The organism is Pseudoalteromonas sp. B131b, assembly GCF_037162545.1.
In the GTDB taxonomy this organism is placed as follows: domain Bacteria; phylum Pseudomonadota; class Gammaproteobacteria; order Enterobacterales; family Alteromonadaceae; genus Pseudoalteromonas; species Pseudoalteromonas fuliginea.
Genome location: NZ_JARLUZ010000001.1, coordinates 1,598,931 through 1,615,418, shown reverse-complemented (window position 1 = coordinate 1,615,418; position 16,488 = coordinate 1,598,931). Strand labels below are relative to the sequence as shown.

16 protein-coding genes are annotated in these 16,488 nt (G+C 38.1%); 8 read left to right on the top strand and 8 right to left on the bottom strand.

Annotation, left to right across the window (positions count from 1 at the left end; genetic code table 11):
• Window positions 1–24: 24 nt before the first annotated feature.
• Together P4S65_RS07390 and P4S65_RS07385 are read right to left on the bottom strand one after the other, a co-directional pair.
• The gene (locus P4S65_RS07390; RefSeq protein ID WP_337119858.1) at window positions 25–2,004 is read right to left on the bottom strand and encodes an ATP-binding protein; all 1,980 of its coding nucleotides are present in this window, start codon (window positions 2,002–2,004) and stop codon (window positions 25–27) included.
• 120 nt (window positions 2,005–2,124) lie between these two features.
• Window positions 2,125–2,613, bottom strand: coding sequence for a GNAT family N-acetyltransferase (locus P4S65_RS07385; protein WP_337119857.1), 489 nt, complete (start codon window positions 2,611–2,613; stop codon window positions 2,125–2,127).
• 121 nt (window positions 2,614–2,734) lie between these two features.
• Between P4S65_RS07385 and P4S65_RS07380 the strand changes: the two genes are divergently transcribed.
• The 5 genes from P4S65_RS07380 (at window position 2,735) to P4S65_RS07360 (ending at window position 8,387) form a co-directional block, all read left to right on the top strand.
• Window positions 2,735–3,268 (top strand): glutathione peroxidase, encoded by a 534-nt coding sequence (locus tag P4S65_RS07380; RefSeq protein ID WP_442961875.1) that lies wholly within the window; start codon window positions 2,735–2,737, stop codon window positions 3,266–3,268.
• An 86-nt stretch (window positions 3,269–3,354) separates the two neighbouring features.
• The gene (locus tag P4S65_RS07375; protein WP_007376961.1) at window positions 3,355–3,636 is read left to right on the top strand and encodes a peptidylprolyl isomerase; all 282 of its coding nucleotides are present in this window, start codon (window positions 3,355–3,357) and stop codon (window positions 3,634–3,636) included.
• Between the two features lie 851 nt (window positions 3,637–4,487).
• Window positions 4,488–4,838, top strand: a complete 351-nt coding sequence (locus tag P4S65_RS07370) for a DUF2750 domain-containing protein (RefSeq protein WP_007376962.1) — start codon at window positions 4,488–4,490, stop codon at window positions 4,836–4,838.
• A 146-nt stretch (window positions 4,839–4,984) separates the two neighbouring features.
• A complete protein-coding gene (locus P4S65_RS07365; protein ID WP_007376963.1) occupies window positions 4,985–5,665 on the top strand; it encodes a hypothetical protein in 681 nt (226 codons plus the stop codon).
• A 148-nt stretch (window positions 5,666–5,813) separates the two neighbouring features.
• Window positions 5,814–8,387 carry a M1 family metallopeptidase gene (locus P4S65_RS07360; protein ID WP_337119856.1) on the top strand — a complete coding sequence of 858 codons (2,574 nt, stop codon included), beginning with the start codon at window positions 5,814–5,816 and terminating at the stop codon, window positions 8,385–8,387.
• A gap of 94 nt (window positions 8,388–8,481) precedes the next feature.
• Here the strand turns inward: P4S65_RS07360 and P4S65_RS07355 are convergent, their stop codons facing one another.
• Window positions 8,482–8,847: a hypothetical protein gene (locus tag P4S65_RS07355; RefSeq protein ID WP_007376965.1), complete on the bottom strand. Its 366-nt coding sequence runs from the start codon at window positions 8,845–8,847 to the stop codon at window positions 8,482–8,484.
• 75 nt (window positions 8,848–8,922) lie between these two features.
• A complete protein-coding gene (locus P4S65_RS07350; protein ID WP_337119855.1) occupies window positions 8,923–9,798 on the bottom strand; it encodes a hypothetical protein in 876 nt (291 codons plus the stop codon).
• 157 nt (window positions 9,799–9,955) lie between these two features.
• Between P4S65_RS07350 and P4S65_RS07345 the strand changes: the two genes are divergently transcribed.
• From P4S65_RS07345 to yjjG, 3 genes are all read left to right on the top strand, one after another.
• Complete coding sequence (locus P4S65_RS07345; protein WP_007376967.1) at window positions 9,956–10,855, top strand: phosphoribulokinase; 900 nt, start codon at window positions 9,956–9,958, stop codon at window positions 10,853–10,855.
• Window positions 10,856–10,919: 64 nt separating this feature from the next.
• Complete coding sequence (gene yjjX / locus P4S65_RS07340; protein WP_096792501.1) at window positions 10,920–11,465, top strand: inosine/xanthosine triphosphatase; 546 nt, start codon at window positions 10,920–10,922, stop codon at window positions 11,463–11,465.
• 13 nt (window positions 11,466–11,478) lie between these two features.
• Complete coding sequence (yjjG, locus tag P4S65_RS07335) at window positions 11,479–12,156, top strand: pyrimidine 5'-nucleotidase (protein WP_337119854.1); 678 nt, start codon at window positions 11,479–11,481, stop codon at window positions 12,154–12,156.
• A gap of 77 nt (window positions 12,157–12,233) precedes the next feature.
• On the opposite strand, the gene lpxC is transcribed toward yjjG, so the two are convergent.
• The 4 genes from lpxC to P4S65_RS07315 form a co-directional block, all read right to left on the bottom strand.
• Window positions 12,234–13,145 (bottom strand): UDP-3-O-acyl-N-acetylglucosamine deacetylase, encoded by a 912-nt coding sequence (lpxC, locus tag P4S65_RS07330; RefSeq protein WP_007376970.1) that lies wholly within the window; start codon window positions 13,143–13,145, stop codon window positions 12,234–12,236.
• Between the two features lie 106 nt (window positions 13,146–13,251).
• Window positions 13,252–14,496: a cell division protein FtsZ gene (ftsZ, locus tag P4S65_RS07325; protein ID WP_007376971.1), complete on the bottom strand. Its 1,245-nt coding sequence runs from the start codon at window positions 14,494–14,496 to the stop codon at window positions 13,252–13,254.
• 21 nt (window positions 14,497–14,517) lie between these two features.
• Entirely contained in the window at window positions 14,518–15,750 is a 1,233-nt protein-coding gene (gene ftsA, locus P4S65_RS07320) for a cell division protein FtsA (protein ID WP_096792498.1), read from the bottom strand.
• Window positions 15,747–16,469: a cell division protein FtsQ/DivIB gene (locus P4S65_RS07315; protein ID WP_442961874.1), complete on the bottom strand. Its 723-nt coding sequence runs from the start codon at window positions 16,467–16,469 to the stop codon at window positions 15,747–15,749. The genes ftsA and P4S65_RS07315 overlap by 4 nt, the downstream gene beginning before the upstream one ends.
• Window positions 16,470–16,488 lie beyond the last annotated feature (19 nt).

Below are 16,488 nucleotides of genomic sequence, written 5' to 3'. Positions count from 1 at the left end.
CTACTTCAAACACTTGTTTAAAAATTAACTGCTTTGCAGTGCTAAGTGTTCGTCTAGGTTTATTTTAAGTGGTATTTGTATACAAATAGTAGCGCCGCCATTAGTGTTATTTAAGGCTGTAATATTACCTTGATGCAAAGAAACAAACTCCCTACATAATGCAAGGCCTAACCCTGTTCCACCAGCTCCGCTATTGGTTTTACTGCTTTGTACAAATTTAGTGAAAATGTCTTCAAGTTCATCCTCAGGTATACCAATACCATTATCGATAACGGCTATTACTGCAAACTCGTTCTCAGATGCCAATTCCACTTTAATTTTACTTTTTGGCTCACTAAACTTTAATGCGTTACCTAATAAATTACACATTAATTGATTAATTTGTTCCTCATCACACAGAGCGACTACCGGGTTAGACTGCACTGAAAAAATGATTTCAATCTCTTTTTCCATTGCAGTTCCAGCGACATCATCAATACTCGTTCTAATGATATTAGCTAAATTATGTGTTCTAGGATTGAAAGGAAATTTACCCACATCAAGCTTGGATAGATCCAGTAAATTATTAAGTAATGAAAGTAACCGTTCTCCACTGGATTCAATTCGAGACAAGTACTTAAATAATTTTTCTTCCGCAAAATCACCAACCTCTAATTTATTTAAGCCAAAACGAGAAAAGCTTAAAATTGAATGCATTGGTGTACGAAGTTCGTGAGACATGTTTGCTAAAAATTCTGATTTACTTAAATTGGCGGCTTCAGCCACATTTTTAGCGTGCTCTAACTGTGAGGTACGCGCTCTAACTTGTTCTTCTAAAATATCTTTTGCTTCAAGTAGCAACTCTTCTTTTTGTTTTAAGTGCGTTACATTTTTAAAAATAACTGCCAGCGCAATTTCACCATGGTGATCTATTTCATTAAAAGATCCCACAAGAGGTATATAACCCCCTAGTGTTTTTGTTAAACGTAAATCGCAACTAAACTGTCGATTACTATTTAAAGTCAAAATTTTATCTTTAATTCCTGCGCTTGAATCAACATCTAAAAAATCAAAAAGAGACTTACTTTCTAATTCATTAAACGGTAAATCAAATAGCTTTAAGCAAGCATCATTCGCTTCGATAACTTTACCACCGCGCTCAAATAACATAATTGCATCGGGTGTATGCTTATAAATAACTTGTAATAAGCTATCCTTTTCAATAAGCGCATCTACGGTGTCTTGAAGCCTTTCTACTAACTCTGCATTATGTCGTTTCAATAATTCGGTTTGCCATAGCTTATGGACCGACTGCAAAAGAATACTATCGTTAAGGGGTTTAATAAGTACATCTTCAACTCCCTCACGAATAGCCTCAATCATGGACACTTGATCAGGGCGTGACGTAAAAAGTAAACACCTACAATGTGGCTGCTTTAATTTTAGGCTAGAAAATATACCTAACCCAGTTACATCACCAAAACTAAAATCACTAATTAATATATCAATTTTAGTATCAACGGATATTGCCAATACTTCATCTAAATTTGTCGCGGTATGGGTGTTTATATGAGCGCCTACTAAGCTGTTTTTCATTTTTTCAAGACGCTCAGGTATATGATCAACCAGTAAAATAGTAGGTAATTGAAGAATATGGTTAGAGCCAAGCTCTAATAAACTCTCAAGTAGAGAAGTTATCTCCTTATTAGAAAAAAATGGGTAAACTACAGTTGCATTAGCAACAGCATGATTAAGCTCACTAAATGCGTTTAGTTGTTCACCATTTTCAGCTTTTGGAGCAAGCAACATAAACCGTGATTGTGAGACCTTAGCAATCAACGGTTCAATAGAAATAACAGGTACTCCATGCGCCACTATAATTAAATCATACGCATCAAGATTTATATGCATATCGAGCATAGAAAAATGAATTAATTCAACCTCACATCCAATTAACTCTAAAAGTACTTTTACTCGCATTGCGATAATAGTGCTGCTGTCTACTATTAATATTTTTCGAATCATCAAGCTACACTTTAAAAATAATTAACTTAATATATTAATAGCGTAGTCTATTATTGTTTAGTTAGCATAGGTTCTTAGCGTTATTTCATAAGAATTTTTTACCTAAAAGAGATACGAACTTTATTCTACATGTTTTCCGAAAATAGTAAGGCTATAAAGCTTACTATCCATCATAGCGACATTGGGTAACTCTCCCCAAACATCGAAGCCAAAATGTTTAAATAGATTTACACTTGGTAAGTTGTGGCTAAAAATAAATCCTAGCAATACGCGTATATTGAGTTGTTTAGCTTGGGTTTGTGCAAATTCCATCAACTTTTTGCCAAGCCCTTTACCTTGTGCTTTTGCGGTAATATATATGCTCATTTCAACAGTGCCATCGTAAGCTGGGCGACCATAAAATGATTTATAACTAAGCCATGCGAGTATTTTGTTATTTTCACAGTAAACATAAATAGGTCTTTTTTGTGTATGGCTATTAAACCACTCACGCTTTTCTTCAACGGTGACTTCTTCAGTGTCAGCAGTCACCATTCGACCAGCTATAGTCTCGTTGTAAATTGCTACGATTTCGCTAAGATCATTTATAGTTGCTAAACGGGTTGTCATAATAGATTGCATGGTTGATCAATTTTCTCCATATTAGCGTATGATCATCTACTCAAACAATCGTAAAGTTTAGGTCGTTAGCTATGCTAAAAAAATATTACTCGGGTTAGGGGTTTTATTAATAAATACACCACTTCATGCTCAAATAGAATCAATTGATAAGCACGTGGCCACAACATGCCAAGATTTTACTAACGTCAATATACGTAAGTTACGTTCTGAAGAGTCAATCAACTTATGTCAGTTTAAAAATAAGCCTTTATTGATCGTTAATACAGCCAGTAACTGCGGTTTCACACCTCAATTTAAAGGCTTAGAAGCACTTTATAAACAATATAAAAGTCAGGGGTTAGTTGTCTTAGGGTTTCCTTCTGACGATTTCTTTCAAGAAGAAAATGATGAAAAAGCGACAGCTAAAGTCTGCTTTATTAATTATGGGGTTACTTTTCCTATGTTTGCTACCAGTGAAGTACGAGGCAGTGATGCCAATCCTATTTTTAAACACCTAAATGAGCAAACTAGTTCCCCTAATTGGAATTTTTATAAATACCTAGTATCTGCAGATCGCAAAACAATTTTACGGTTTAACAGCAAAGTGTCACCTGACTCAGAAAAGATGATTACGGCAATTGAAAATACACTTTCTAATAATTAAGTTTATACTGGTACAATTAGTTGAAACTAACTAGAATGACATTTCATTAGGTTAAAAAAACACCACATAAATAAGCGGGAGATTTTATGACAGTGGCAAGCGCACGACACATATTAGTAGATAGCGAAGCACAATGCTTAGACTTAAAAACAAAAATTGAACAAGGTGAAGATTTTGCTGAATTAGCAAAAAACCACTCTAACTGTCCTTCAGGTCAAGATGGCGGCGCCCTTGGCGAGTTTGGACCGGGCATGATGGTACCAGAATTTGATAAAGTGGTGTTTTCTGCGCCTATTAACCAAGTACAAGGCCCAGTACAAACACAATTTGGTTATCATTTACTTGAAGTTACTAGCCGTTCAGAATAAATTTTTGTATTGTAAGTAAAACTTCTAAAAGCCGCTTTTGCGGCTTTTTTAATGAGCAATTAATACCAACTTTCTTATACCAACCCGCAATAATACTTAATCAATCTGAGATATTAAATCTGACGCTAACTACGTTAAAAACTTCTGACATAGAACAAATAACGAAATTTTTTCCTTGTTATCGACACGATTTTCTTACTTCAAAATAGATTATTTAATTAAGCGAATTGGTATTATATATTGAGTCTATTTAACGATAAGGAAACTGCGCTAGAACTAGGCAAAAATTTTTACTAATATATTGAACCATAATGGTATTTAAATTTATTGTTCTCTAAGAGCTATTTAATCGCGGCGTGAGTTTTATAACCTAGTGGGCTAAGTAAAAAAACCGAGCAATAAAGAGTAAATAGCTCTAGACAGAACCTTACGGGCAGCTCATGTTTAACCTCGAAAGATAAACAGGCCATAGCCAGAGGTTTTCAGTGAAAACCAGGCAAGTTTACGCGTTAATAGCGGGCCTATTACAAGTAAGTTCAACGCAGTTAGCGTTAAAAAATAACTGCTTGGGGTAGATTTATTATCCAGAACTCAGGTTACTTACGCTTTAATTTCATAAAACGAACATATTGTTGAAACATTAAACTATTTAACTGCCCATTTAACTGATGGTGAATTTAAAGGCTGTGAATGCTTCAACATCAGTTTATACTGCCCGCTTGATTGGATTTGCTTTCGTTTGTTGACTCATTTTTGCCAACATTCGTAATTTATTGCTTTTCATAAGTAATATAACCAACGCCAAGCAGCTATAGATACTAATCCTAGTCACTAATTAAAAAGGTAAACACATGAGCGATATCGAAATTGAATCACAACTAGTTAACTTTGTAGAAAAAGTACGTGTTAGCGAAGTAATTTGGGCGCTAGGTGCAGAAGATAATGGCTTTGTAGTATGTGATTCAAATCAATTTGACGAAACTGACGTATTACTACTTTGGGAAAGCGAAGAAGCTGCCAAGGCACAATGTAAAGAAGAATGGAAAGACTACAGCCCTGTAGAAATTAATCTTGACGAGTTTTTAGATGCTTGGGTTGAAGATTTAAGCGAAGATAACGCACTAGTTGGTATTAATTGGAATGATGACCAAGTATGTGTGGAAATTGAACCTGTTGGTCTAGCTCGCGCATTAAGCGAATAAACAGATAGCGTAGCTTATTATAAAGTTACTAAAACCCAACAAGTCCGCTGCTCGTTGGGTTTAATTGATTTTAATCTCAACGACACTCGCATCTTACTGTGGTTTGAGTATAAAATATAACACGTCTTTATTTTCAAGGTATTGCGTTGAAAACCCATCTTGGCCGTCGTCCTTTTTCAGCTATGGAGCTGCATACACTTTATAATGGATATATATACGGTGATGTTAAAGTTATGCGCGAGCAACCAAAACATTGGCACTTTTGGCTGCCCTTAATTTCATATTATAGTGGTGCTTACAGTGACGAAATTGGTTACTTAACACTTGATGATCTAATCTTTAAACAAAATATTTTATGTTTTAGTTTTCATACTCACGGAAAAATAAAGCCCCGCTTAGTCCCTGTACACAAAGCGCTTATAAATTATGGTCTTAATGAATATATAGCGTTTATTAAATCGCAAAATCAACACCGATTGATGTTCGACTTGCCCGCAAAAACTGGCAGGTACAGTGAAAAAGTGCGTATTTGGTTTTCAGGTGAAGGTGAGCGAGCCGGCTATTTACAAAAGTGTGATATACCAAATGTTGATCAACTCGGCATGAAAACAGCAATAAGCAGCTTACGCCTCAACTTTGAGCAACAAGTTCGTATACATGCTCTGCAGGCTAACTCGAAAGACGCCTTTAATTACCTCATGGGATTTAACGAATATTCACATAATGAATTTAACAACGTGCTTTTATTAAATAACGTGATCCAAAAAATACGTGTTATTAACTCACACTTGCATTGGCAACGTTTTATAACACGTGAAAGTCACTGACAAACTTTGTTACTATTTCCCCTTAAAGTCACTGTTATAATCAATTACTCTATTTAAAAAAGCTGTTAGGATATCCACATCCCTAATTATATACGCATAAAAAAGCCTATTTAGGGTAATTTCTAACAACAACAATCTAGGGATCATTATGTTTCTCAAAAGCCTCTTAACTGTGAGCGTTGCGCTGGCAATGAATGCTGCAAACGCTAACGAATTTGTTATCGAAAAACTCGCAAAACCAAGCTCACAAAAAGTATCGCTAACACTCGACCCAAGCCAAGATACATTCACAGGGATGACAGAGATTTCCCTAGAAGTACTAAAACCAACAAAATACATTGAGCTAAATGGCGTTGCTTACGCTGTTAAAATGGCGCAACTGCTTGGCGACGAAAACTGTGATTTAAACAACGAAATGCTTAAAACAGGCAAAGTTAAATTTAGTTGTGATGAGCAAATTCAACCAGGTAAATACACGCTTAAAGTTGATTTTTCAGCGCCATATAATCGCCAAAGCGTAGGCTTGTACAAAACGCTAGACCAAGGTACGCCTTATTTATTTACTCAGTTTGAAATGAGCGACGCGCGTCGTGCGTTTCCTGTTTTTGACGAACCTAGCTATAAAATTCCATTTCAGTTAACGATTACTGCGCCTACATCACAAAAAGTATATTCAAATACGCCTGAGCTTAAAGCAATCGTTAATGGCGATATGACCACACACTACTTTGATAAAACGCCGCCAATTCCTTCATACTTAGTCGCTATGGCTGTTGGCCCGTTTGAAGAATTAGAAATAAAAGGTATGCCAATTCCTGGTCGTGTAATTACCCCACAAGGTAAGATTCACTTAGCCCAATACGCAAAAGAAAACATGCCAAAAGTACTGGGCGCACTTGAAGCGTATTTTGGTATTCCTTACGTTTACAAAAAATTAGACTCAGTAGCGGTACCAGAGTTTCCATTTGGCGCAATGGAAAACTCCGGCTTAGTAACCTACCGAGAAGATATTTTATTAGTTGATTTAGCTGCAGCAACACGCAGTAAAAAACAGCGTAATGTATCAATTATAGCTCACGAACTTGCTCACCAATGGTACGGTAACTTAGTAACCATGAAGTGGTGGAACGACTTATGGTTAAACGAAGCGTTTGCTAGCTGGATGGCTGCAAAAATTACTAAGCAGCTTAACCCTGAGTTTGAATCGCACTTAGACCTGCCACAAAACAACGTAATGGCACTTGATGCACGCCTAAGCACTAAGCCTATTCGTAAGCCAATTAAAACTGAAGCCGACATTATGGACGGTTTAGGTCTTGCTTACAGTAAAGGCAGCTCAGTACTTGCAATGGTTGAAAACTGGATTGGCGAAGACGCATTTCAAAAAGGTATTCAAAGCTACTTAAAAGAGTTTTCATATAAAAATGCAGAAGCGGCCGACTTATGGGAAGCACTTGGTAAAGCATCAAATAAAGACGTAGCGAGTGTTTTAAAATCGTTTATTGAGCAATCTTCTTTCCCACTAGTTAAAGTAACTCAACAAGGTAGCAAAGTAACTATTTCACAAAGCCGCTTTGTAAACGCAGGCGTTGATGCGCCAGAGCAGCTATGGAATGTACCGGTTGCAATTAAATATGGTGCTGGCGATAAAGTAAAAACTGCAAACGTATTACTTAATAAACAAAGCCAAACACTAGATTTAGACTTTGAACCAGAGTGGATTTATCCTGACCAAGGTGCACTAGGCTACTACCGCTGGGTAATGGATGATGCACAATTTAGCGCACTTGTTAAAAAGGCGCCAAGCGTACTGAGTGACCGTGAACGCTTAGCGTTACTATCGGCTACTGATGCGCTACTTGATGCTGGTGTTATATCTGCAGCTAAGTTAATGCAAACACTTGAAGTGTTCGTAAGCGATAGCCACCCTCGCGTAGCAAATACCGCACTAGGTTACTTAGTATCGCAACAGCGCACTTTTAAAGACGATAGCAATAAAGACTTATGGCCTGAATTTATTCGCGGTGCAGTAACGCCTGCTGCTAAAAAATATGGTTTAGAAGCAAAAGCGGGTGAAGATGGTGCTATTGCACAACTTCGTGCAGCCGTTGTATCACGCTTAGGTTTTGATGGTGAAGATCAAAACGTCATCAATAAAGCCAAAGAACAAACGCAAGTTTATTTAAATGATCCACAAAAAGTAGACCCATACTTAGCGGGTACGTACTTAACTCTTGCTGCTTTTCATGGTGACAAAGCGCTGCTTGATCAATTCATGACAACGTTCAAAACGACTAAAGATCCGCAAGTACGCACAAACATGCTTGCAGCTATGGGCTTTTTTGGTAAACCTGAGTTACAAAAAGCAGTATTAGCTTATAGCTTAACGGATGAAGTAACGGCATCTGACATGCGTACTATTTTGTCAGGTCAAAGTTATACAGATGAGCGCCAAGCGTTATTTATTGATTGGGTTTACAGTAACTACGATAAAGTAACAGCAAGCTTACCGCCTTTCTTTATTCCTAACTTGCCGTACTTTACAACTGCAAGCTGTGATGCAGAAAGCTTAGCGACAACAAAAACCTTCTTTAACGAAAAAGTAGCTGATGTAGCAGGCTACGCGCGCACATTAAGTAAGCTTGAAGAAAGCACAAACGATTGTATCGCGCTTAAAACACGTGAACTTGAATCGGTTAATAGCTTCTTAAAAAGTAAGTAATTATTAGGTTTATTGAGCTATAAAAATACAAAAGCCGCTGAATATAAATTCAGCGGCTTTTTACGTTTATGTTTACGTTTATATTTTTGCTTTATTAATTACCAATAATCATCGTAAGTTTAGCTATAAAATCTTTGGCTGCTTGCTCAGAGTTTATTTTAAACGCAACACCATAATGAATAGGTTGAGCGCTTTTAAAAATGCGCGTAGGAAAGCGTGTCATCTCACTGCTATGAAAATACCCTTGCGCACGTGTTACGCCATCAATATCATTAAAGTCATCGCTAAATACTTCAAATGCGGGCCGAATTACTATTTTACCCTTGCCGCTTTCGCTGTGGGTATAAAATGCTTCTTTAGAGTTTACTAACATGTACTCTGCAATATTTTTAATCTTAAAATTACTTCTGCACTGTAATTTAATAAGCTGTTCTGTCAGCTCGTCTGCACTATAAGCCACGTGTAATCCCTATTAGTTAATTTGCGTATTAGATTAACGCATACACACAATAAAATCTGAATTTATTTGTCTATTTTACTTTGTTATATCACATACAAAAGCGAGTTTTTCATTGTTGTAACTCATTCTTGTGATATTTTTTTCGCAGTAGGTGCTTAAATTAAGCCATTGCGATACTTCATCACTTCCATCAAGTTTACGCTGATAAACGCGGTTTTTAATAGCATAAGCAATGGTCGTATTATCTTTTAAAATAAAATCTTGAACTTGAGCCGGTAACCTTAATAGGTCTTCAACTTGTTTATCTTGTGGATTGAAACTCGCTAAAATGTGTTGCTCGTTTTTAGTGTAACTAAATAAAAATGCAGCCATTGAGTTGTTATAAATAAGCGTTCGCCCAATATTACTGGCTGCTATTTCCCCCTTCGCTTGTGCAACTGAAGTATATTGAAGAGTATGAGGCTTTCCTAAAATGAACATCACTAAATCATTTTGAACACCCCATGCATGGTACCCAACAGGTTCAATCCAATCAAAAATACGACTTGGCGCATCTTCATTTTTGAGTAGGTATTGCCACAATTTTTGCTTACCGTCAGCTTCTACAACAATCGCTGATATCGCATCACCACTTGGCATAACCGTTGGTGAATATTCGCTTACTGGAGAATTAGTTATATTGCTGATTTGTTTTGATGTTAAGTCATAATAAGCAATATCGGTTTGGCTTTGCTCATCAGTAATTACTTCATGAGTAAAGTATAAACCTGTATTTGTTAAATGTGGCTGGTTGTTATAACTGTTTTTATCACTCACAATACTAACTTGTAAGCCATAAGGCGTATTTAAATCAGCAAGTAATACTTGGCTTTTTGGCATGCTAGCCTGCACCACAATTGGGCTAAGCGCTGCTATAGAAAATAATCCAAGTAATGGTTTAATAAGTTTCATGCTTTCTCTCGTTTTAATTTTAAGCACCTCATGATAACGTTATTTGCTGATGGCGTCACTTGAGCTAAGTCAGTCAACTCTTAAGATACCCAAACGACTTAAAATAATGTTAAGTTTAGTCTGGTTATAAAATCGGCTCCTAAAAAAGAGAATTAACATGTCAGCTAAAAATCCTATTATTGCGATTACGGGTTCGTCTGGTGCAGGCACAACCACCACAACCAATGCAATTAAACATATTTTTCGTAGCCTTAATATTGAAGCGGCTTTTATCGAAGGGGATAGCTTTCATCGTTACACTCGCCCTGAAATGGATAAAAAAGTACGCGAAGCACAGCAAGAAGGTAAGCACATAAGTTACTTTGGCCGAGAAGCCAATGATTTTGGTGCCCTCGAAACTTTATTTAATCATTATGGTGAAACTGGGCAAGGTAAATTACGCCGCTATTTACATACATTTGATGAAGCAGTTCCGTACAATCAGTTACCGGGCACCTTTACTCCTTGGCAAGAGCTTGAGCATAATACTGATATTTTATTTTATGAAGGTTTACACGGTGGTGTAGTCGATCAAGATGTAGACGTTGCTAAGCATGTTGATTTATTAATAGGCATGGTGCCTATTATTAACCTTGAGTGGATTCAAAAACTGATACGCGATACCTCTGAGAGAGGTCATTCACGTGAGGCTGTTATGGACTCAATTGTCCGTAGTATGGATGATTACATTAATCACATCACGCCACAGTTTTCTCGAACTCATATAAATTTCCAACGAGTGCCGACCGTTGATACTTCAAATCCATTTAGCGCTAAAGATATTCCATCGCTTGATGAAAGCTTTGTAGTTATTCGCTTTAGAGGTATTGATGATGTTGATTTTCCTTATTATTTACGCATGATCGAAGGCAGTTTTATGTCTCGTATAAATACGCTTGTAGTACCTGGTGGCAAAATGGGCTTAGCAATGGAGCTGGTGCTTACTCCACTAATTAAAGATATTATTTTGAAAAAGCGTGCACTGGAAAACTTAGCACCTCTGGATATACCTATTTAACTCCTCTTCTAAGGTTGAGCTCTCTCACGTACACTGTTGATTTTTAGTAACAATAAGGGACATTGTGTTGTACTCATTAAAAATTATTGTGGGTTCTAAAAACCCTGTAAAAATTAACGCGGCTAAATATATTTTTGCAATGTATTTCCCTGATCATGAAATTGATTGCCAAGGTGTTGATGCACCATCCAATGTGCCCGATCAACCTATTGGCGAAGACGAAACACGCATTGGCGCGCAAAACCGCGTTGATTACTGCAAAGAACATCACCAAGCTCACTATTACGTGGCAATGGAAGGCGGTGCAGAGCAGTTTAGCTATGGCCCAGCAACCTTTGCCTATGTAATTATTGATAATGCCTTAAATCAAGTTGTAGGGCGCAGCAGTAACCTACCCTTGCCTCAAGTACTTTATAATGCATTACTTAAAGGTGAAGAGCTTGGCGATGTAATGGACAAGGCATTCAATACCACCAATATTAAGCAAAAAGGGGGCGCTATTGGACTACTTACAAACAATCATGCCACGCGTGAAAGTACATATACACAAGCACTCACTTTAGCTATGGCGCCATTTTTACACTCTGAGCTATACAGCCAAACAAATTAATTTAGGAAGTTTAATGAAATACAGCTATGTATTGTTTGACGCAGACGAAACCTTATTTAGGTTTGATATTTTAGCGGGCATGACTCGCATGTTTAAAGCTTACAACGTAGATTTTAGCCAAGACGATTATATTCATTATCAAAAAACCAATAAGCAGCTGTGGGTTGATTATCAAAACGGTTCTATAACTGCTGATTACTTACAAGTAACTCGCTTTAATGAATGGGCTGCAAAGCTAAATGTGCCAGCAAAAGAGCTGAACGATGCTTTTTTAGATGCTATGGCGCAAATTTGCGAGCCATTACCTGGCGCTATAGAACTTTTAAATAAGCTTAAGCCAAATGCTCGATTAGGTATTATTACTAACGGATTTGCCCGCCTACAAACAGTACGTTTAGAACACACTGGTTTAAAAGATATGTTTGAATGGTTGGTTATATCTGAGCTTGTTGGCATAGCAAAACCGAATAAAGCGATTTTTGAACACACATTTGAGCTAATGGGTAACCCAAATAAAAGCGAGATACTTATGGTCGGTGACACCGCAGCAAGTGACATACTTGGCGGCAACAATGCAGGTATTGATACTTGCTGGTTACAACACCCTGGTGAGCAATTACCCGACGGAATAAAACCAACCTATACCGTAACTCATTTAAATCAGTTACAAGCTATTTTAGAATTGCAATAAAGTAAATTTTACGCAAAAAAATGACGCTAATTAGCGTCATTTTTTATAACTGTTTGCGAACTGTACTTTTATTGCTTTTAGGCTGGAGCTAACTCAAGACCGGGTGCAGGCATCGTCACGGGCGTTTCAAATGTTGCCCATTCCCATGCTGACTCTGTAGCCATAATTTTACGAAGTAATTTATTATTTAAATCATGACCCGATTTAAATGCGGTTACTTTACCTAAAAGGTTATGACCTGTCATAAACATGTCACCAACACAGTCTAATATCTTATGCTTAACAAACTCGTCGCTATAACGTAAACCATTAGGATTTAAAACTTTGAATTCATCAAGTACCACAGCACTATCCATACTACCACCTAGTGCTAGGTTGTTTGCATGCATGTATTCAATATCTTTCATAAATCCAAAAGTACGCGCACGGCTAATTTCTTCAATAAAGCTTTGCGTTGTTATATCTAACCCTATACGTTGGCGACTTTCGTTGATAGCTGGGTGGTTAAATGCAATCTCAAAGTCGATATGAAAACCATCATAAGGTTCAACTTCAGCCCATTTATCGCCTTCTTCAATACGTACTTTTTCTTTAATACGAATAAAGCGTTTAGCAACATTTTGCTCTTCAATTCCGCCTTTTTGTAACAGATATATGAATGGTAATGCACTACCATCCATAATCGGCACTTCTGAGCTGTCTAATTCTACAATTAGATTATCAATGCCCATTGCAGCAACGGCTGCAATAAGGTGCTCAGTAGTCGATAAGCGAACGCCATCTTTGTTAATTAAACAAGTACACAATTGCGTATCACCAACGGCTTCAGGTGTTGTTTCAAAATCAACAACCGGATCAAGGTCGACACGACGAAATACAATCCCAGTATTTGCGCTCGCAGGTCGGAGAGTTATTGTGACCTTCTCACCTTTATGAAGTCCAATTCCTATGGCTTTGACTATTTCTGCAATCGTACGCTGTTTAATCATAGGTTCGCTCACTTTTAAATCAGTTACAGTTAGACGGCGGAGTTTAACATAAATCCTTTTGCCTTTCAATATTTGTACATATTTCAAACAAAAGTATTATTAAATGTTAATCTGCCTGCTTACGTAAAAAAGCTGGAATATCAAAATAATCACCGCCTTCTGATTTATCCGCTTTTTTACCGCTTTGCGCTGAAGAGCTCGAACTACTTGAACTCGTTGAAGGCGCTTTTTCTTTGCTTTGCGTTTGTGCTTTAGCAGCATTTTCTTCAGTGTTTGTGTCTTGGCTTGCAAAGCTTGGTACGTACATACTACTTGCTTGGTTTGATGTGCTTGCAACATCAGATCCTGATGCCTTTTTAAAGCCATTATCAACAATACCAAACTGTGGACGACGATCACCGCCTAAACCTGTTGCAACAACCGTTACACGTAGCTCATCAGTCATTTCTGGGTCGATTACCGCACCAACAACAACCGTTGCGTTTTCTGACGCAAGTGCTTTAACGTGATTGCCAACAATTTCAAATTCTTCAATCGCAATGTCCATACCGGCGGTAATATTAACCAAGATGCCTTTAGCACCTGTTAAATCAACGTCTTCTAGTAGTGGGCTTGAGATAGCCGCTTCTGCAGCCTCCTGTGCACGATCAGGACCTGACGCAGACGCCGTTCCCATCATTGCAGTACCCATTGCAGACATTACTGTACGTACATCGGCGAAATCCACGTTAATTAAACCAGAACGTGTAATTAGCTCTGCTATACCCTGTACCGCACCAAATAATACGTCATTAGCTTTAGCGAAGGCATCTAGAAGAGTAGTCCCTTTTCCTAAAACCTTAAGTAATTTATTGTTCGGAATTGTAATAAGCGAATCTACAATTTCTGACAATTCATTAATGCCTTGATCGGCGGCTGCTGCACGTTTTTTACCTTCAAAATCAAAAGGACGTGTTACAACTGCAACTGTTAAAATACCGAGCTCTTTAGCAATTTTAGCAACAACCGGTGCTGCACCTGTACCTGTACCACCGCCCATACCTGCAGCTATGAATACCATGTCGGCGCCTTCAAGGCTGGCACGAATTGTATCGGCGTCTTCTTCAGCCGATTTACGGCCTACTTCAGGATTTGCGCCCGCACCTAACCCTGAGGTTATTTGCGTGCCTAATTGAACTGTAATATCGGCAGCAGAGTTACGTAATGCCTGTGCATCCGTATTAGCAGCAATAAAGCGTACACCTTCAATCTGTTGTTTTACCATGTGCTCAACAGCGTTACCGCCGCCGCCGCCCACGCCTATCACTTTTATGACAGCTTCTTCGCTGTGTTGTTCCATTATATCAAACATATTTACTCTCCGACTTGAGCATTAAAACTCGCCTTGAAACCATTTTGTAACACGGTTCCATAAATTATTGTTCCCTTCTGCTTTCGACTTTTGTGCATTCATCGATTGCATTGTACGTCCGTATTGTAACAAACCAACAGCAGTTGCGTACGAGGGATCATCTACATAGTCTGTCAAACCAACTATCCCTATTGGTTTTCCTATTCTAACTGGCATTTGGAAAATGTCTTCTGCCACTTCCATTGCACCAGTCATTTTAGCAGTGCCACCTGTAACAACGAGGCCTGCAGCAATTTGATCTTCCAAACCAGAACGACGAATCTCATCCATCGCAAGCTCAAATAATTCTCTAAAACGAGGTTCTACTACCTCTGACAATGTATGGCGTGACATCAATCTTGCTGGTCGTCCGCCAACACTTGGTACTTCAATTGTGTCTTCGCTACTTGCCATTTGGCTGCTAGCACATGCGTATTGTACTTTGAGTGACTCTGCATGTGATATAGGTGTACGAAATATTTTTGCAATATCACCTGTAACCTGATTACCAGCAACAGGAATAACGGCAGAATGGCGAAGTGCACCATTAATATAAATGGTGATATCCATAGTACCGCCACCAATATCAAGTACTGCAACACCTAGCTCTTTTTCGTCATCTGTTAATACAGAATAACATGATGCTAGTGCGGTAAAGATAAGTTGATCGACTTCAAGACCACAACGTTCTACACATTTTTCAATGTTTTTTGCCATGTCGTTTGAGCAAGTAATGATATGTGCTCGCGCTTCCATACGAACACCACTCATACCAAGTGGGTTTTTAATGCCCTCTTGCATGTCGATACTGTATTCTTGCGGCAATGCATGCAGCATTTTACGCTCTGCCGAAATAGGCACAGAGCGTGCAATATGAATGACATTTTCAATATCTTCATCGGTCACTTCAGTGTTGTTAATAGCAACTACACCACTCTCGTTTTGACACTGAATATGTTTACCAGAGATACCAAGGTACACAGAACTAATACGACAATCAGCCATTAACTCAGCTTCGTCTATAGCTCGGCGAATAGACTCAGATACCAAGTTTAAATCGTTAACGCCGCCTTTATCCATACCACGAGACACTTGGCTGCCCACACCAACAATACTGAGTTTGTTATCTGCGGTGATTTCACCTACCGTGGCAACCACTTTCGAGGTACCAACATCTAATCCAATCACGAGGTTTCTTTCTGCTGACTTAGTCATGCCTTACTCTTATTTTGTAATTGTTCTTCTTGCATTGGCTTAAAGCTTACTGCAAGGCCGGTATCATACCGTAAATCGATTGTATCTATCTGTGCATTTTCAGGATGTTCCATTCTCGGGTAAACATCTATAAAGCGCTGAACTCGCTTAGCTTTATCTTTACGCCCTAAATTTAAACGTACACCATTATCTAACCACAGTTGCCATGAAAAGCGCTCAGACAACGCTAAACTATTTAATGTTAACGCATTTACTTTAAGCATTTCATCAAACTGTTTAAAAGCTAACCATGCTTCTTGTTCACTGCCTTCTGGCCCGAATAACTGCGGTAAATCTACATTTAGTTTATCGCTACTAGCCTGAAAAGCTTCACCTTTTTGATTTAGTAATAAATCACTATTCCAATGTGCCACAGCATCATGCTCAACAACATATACTTGCAAAGTATCTGGCCATTGTTTACGTACTGATACTGTCGCAACCCAAGGTAAATCTTGCACCAGTTGTTGCACATGTTTTACATCAAGTTCAAAAAAACTACTTAAATCGGCTCTTTTTATTGCTTTTATTATTGCCGTTTCATCAGTGTACTTAGGATGCCCTTGCACTGTTAAATGCTTAATTTGAGCATCTTTGTTTTCAACTAACCAATGCGAAACCCCCGCCGTGATCTGTATTAAGCCAATCACAACAATTAGAAAAAAGCTCACACCAAAAATTAGCGACCAATTTAGTTGC

Bases quoted from the DNA above. Each gene is read 5' to 3' on its own strand.
- P4S65_RS07390 (WP_337119858.1), bottom strand. From the start codon at position 2,004: ATGATTCGAAAAATATTAATAGTAGACAGCAGCACTATTATCGCAATG.
- P4S65_RS07385 (WP_337119857.1), bottom strand. From the start codon at position 2,613: ATGACAACCCGTTTAGCAACTATAAATGATCTTAGCGAAATCGTAGCA.
- P4S65_RS07375 (WP_007376961.1), top strand. From the start codon at position 3,355: ATGACAGTGGCAAGCGCACGACACATATTAGTAGATAGCGAAGCACAA.
- P4S65_RS07370 (WP_007376962.1), top strand. From the start codon at position 4,488: ATGAGCGATATCGAAATTGAATCACAACTAGTTAACTTTGTAGAAAAA.
- P4S65_RS07360 (WP_337119856.1), top strand. From the start codon at position 5,814: ATGTTTCTCAAAAGCCTCTTAACTGTGAGCGTTGCGCTGGCAATGAAT.
- P4S65_RS07350 (WP_337119855.1), bottom strand. From the start codon at position 9,798: ATGAAACTTATTAAACCATTACTTGGATTATTTTCTATAGCAGCGCTT.
- P4S65_RS07345 (WP_007376967.1), top strand. From the start codon at position 9,956: ATGTCAGCTAAAAATCCTATTATTGCGATTACGGGTTCGTCTGGTGCA.
- yjjG (WP_337119854.1), top strand. From the start codon at position 11,479: ATGAAATACAGCTATGTATTGTTTGACGCAGACGAAACCTTATTTAGG.
- lpxC (WP_007376970.1), bottom strand. From the start codon at position 13,145: ATGATTAAACAGCGTACGATTGCAGAAATAGTCAAAGCCATAGGAATT.
- ftsZ (WP_007376971.1), bottom strand. From the start codon at position 14,496: ATGTTTGATATAATGGAACAACACAGCGAAGAAGCTGTCATAAAAGTG.
- ftsA (WP_096792498.1), bottom strand. From the start codon at position 15,750: ATGACTAAGTCAGCAGAAAGAAACCTCGTGATTGGATTAGATGTTGGT.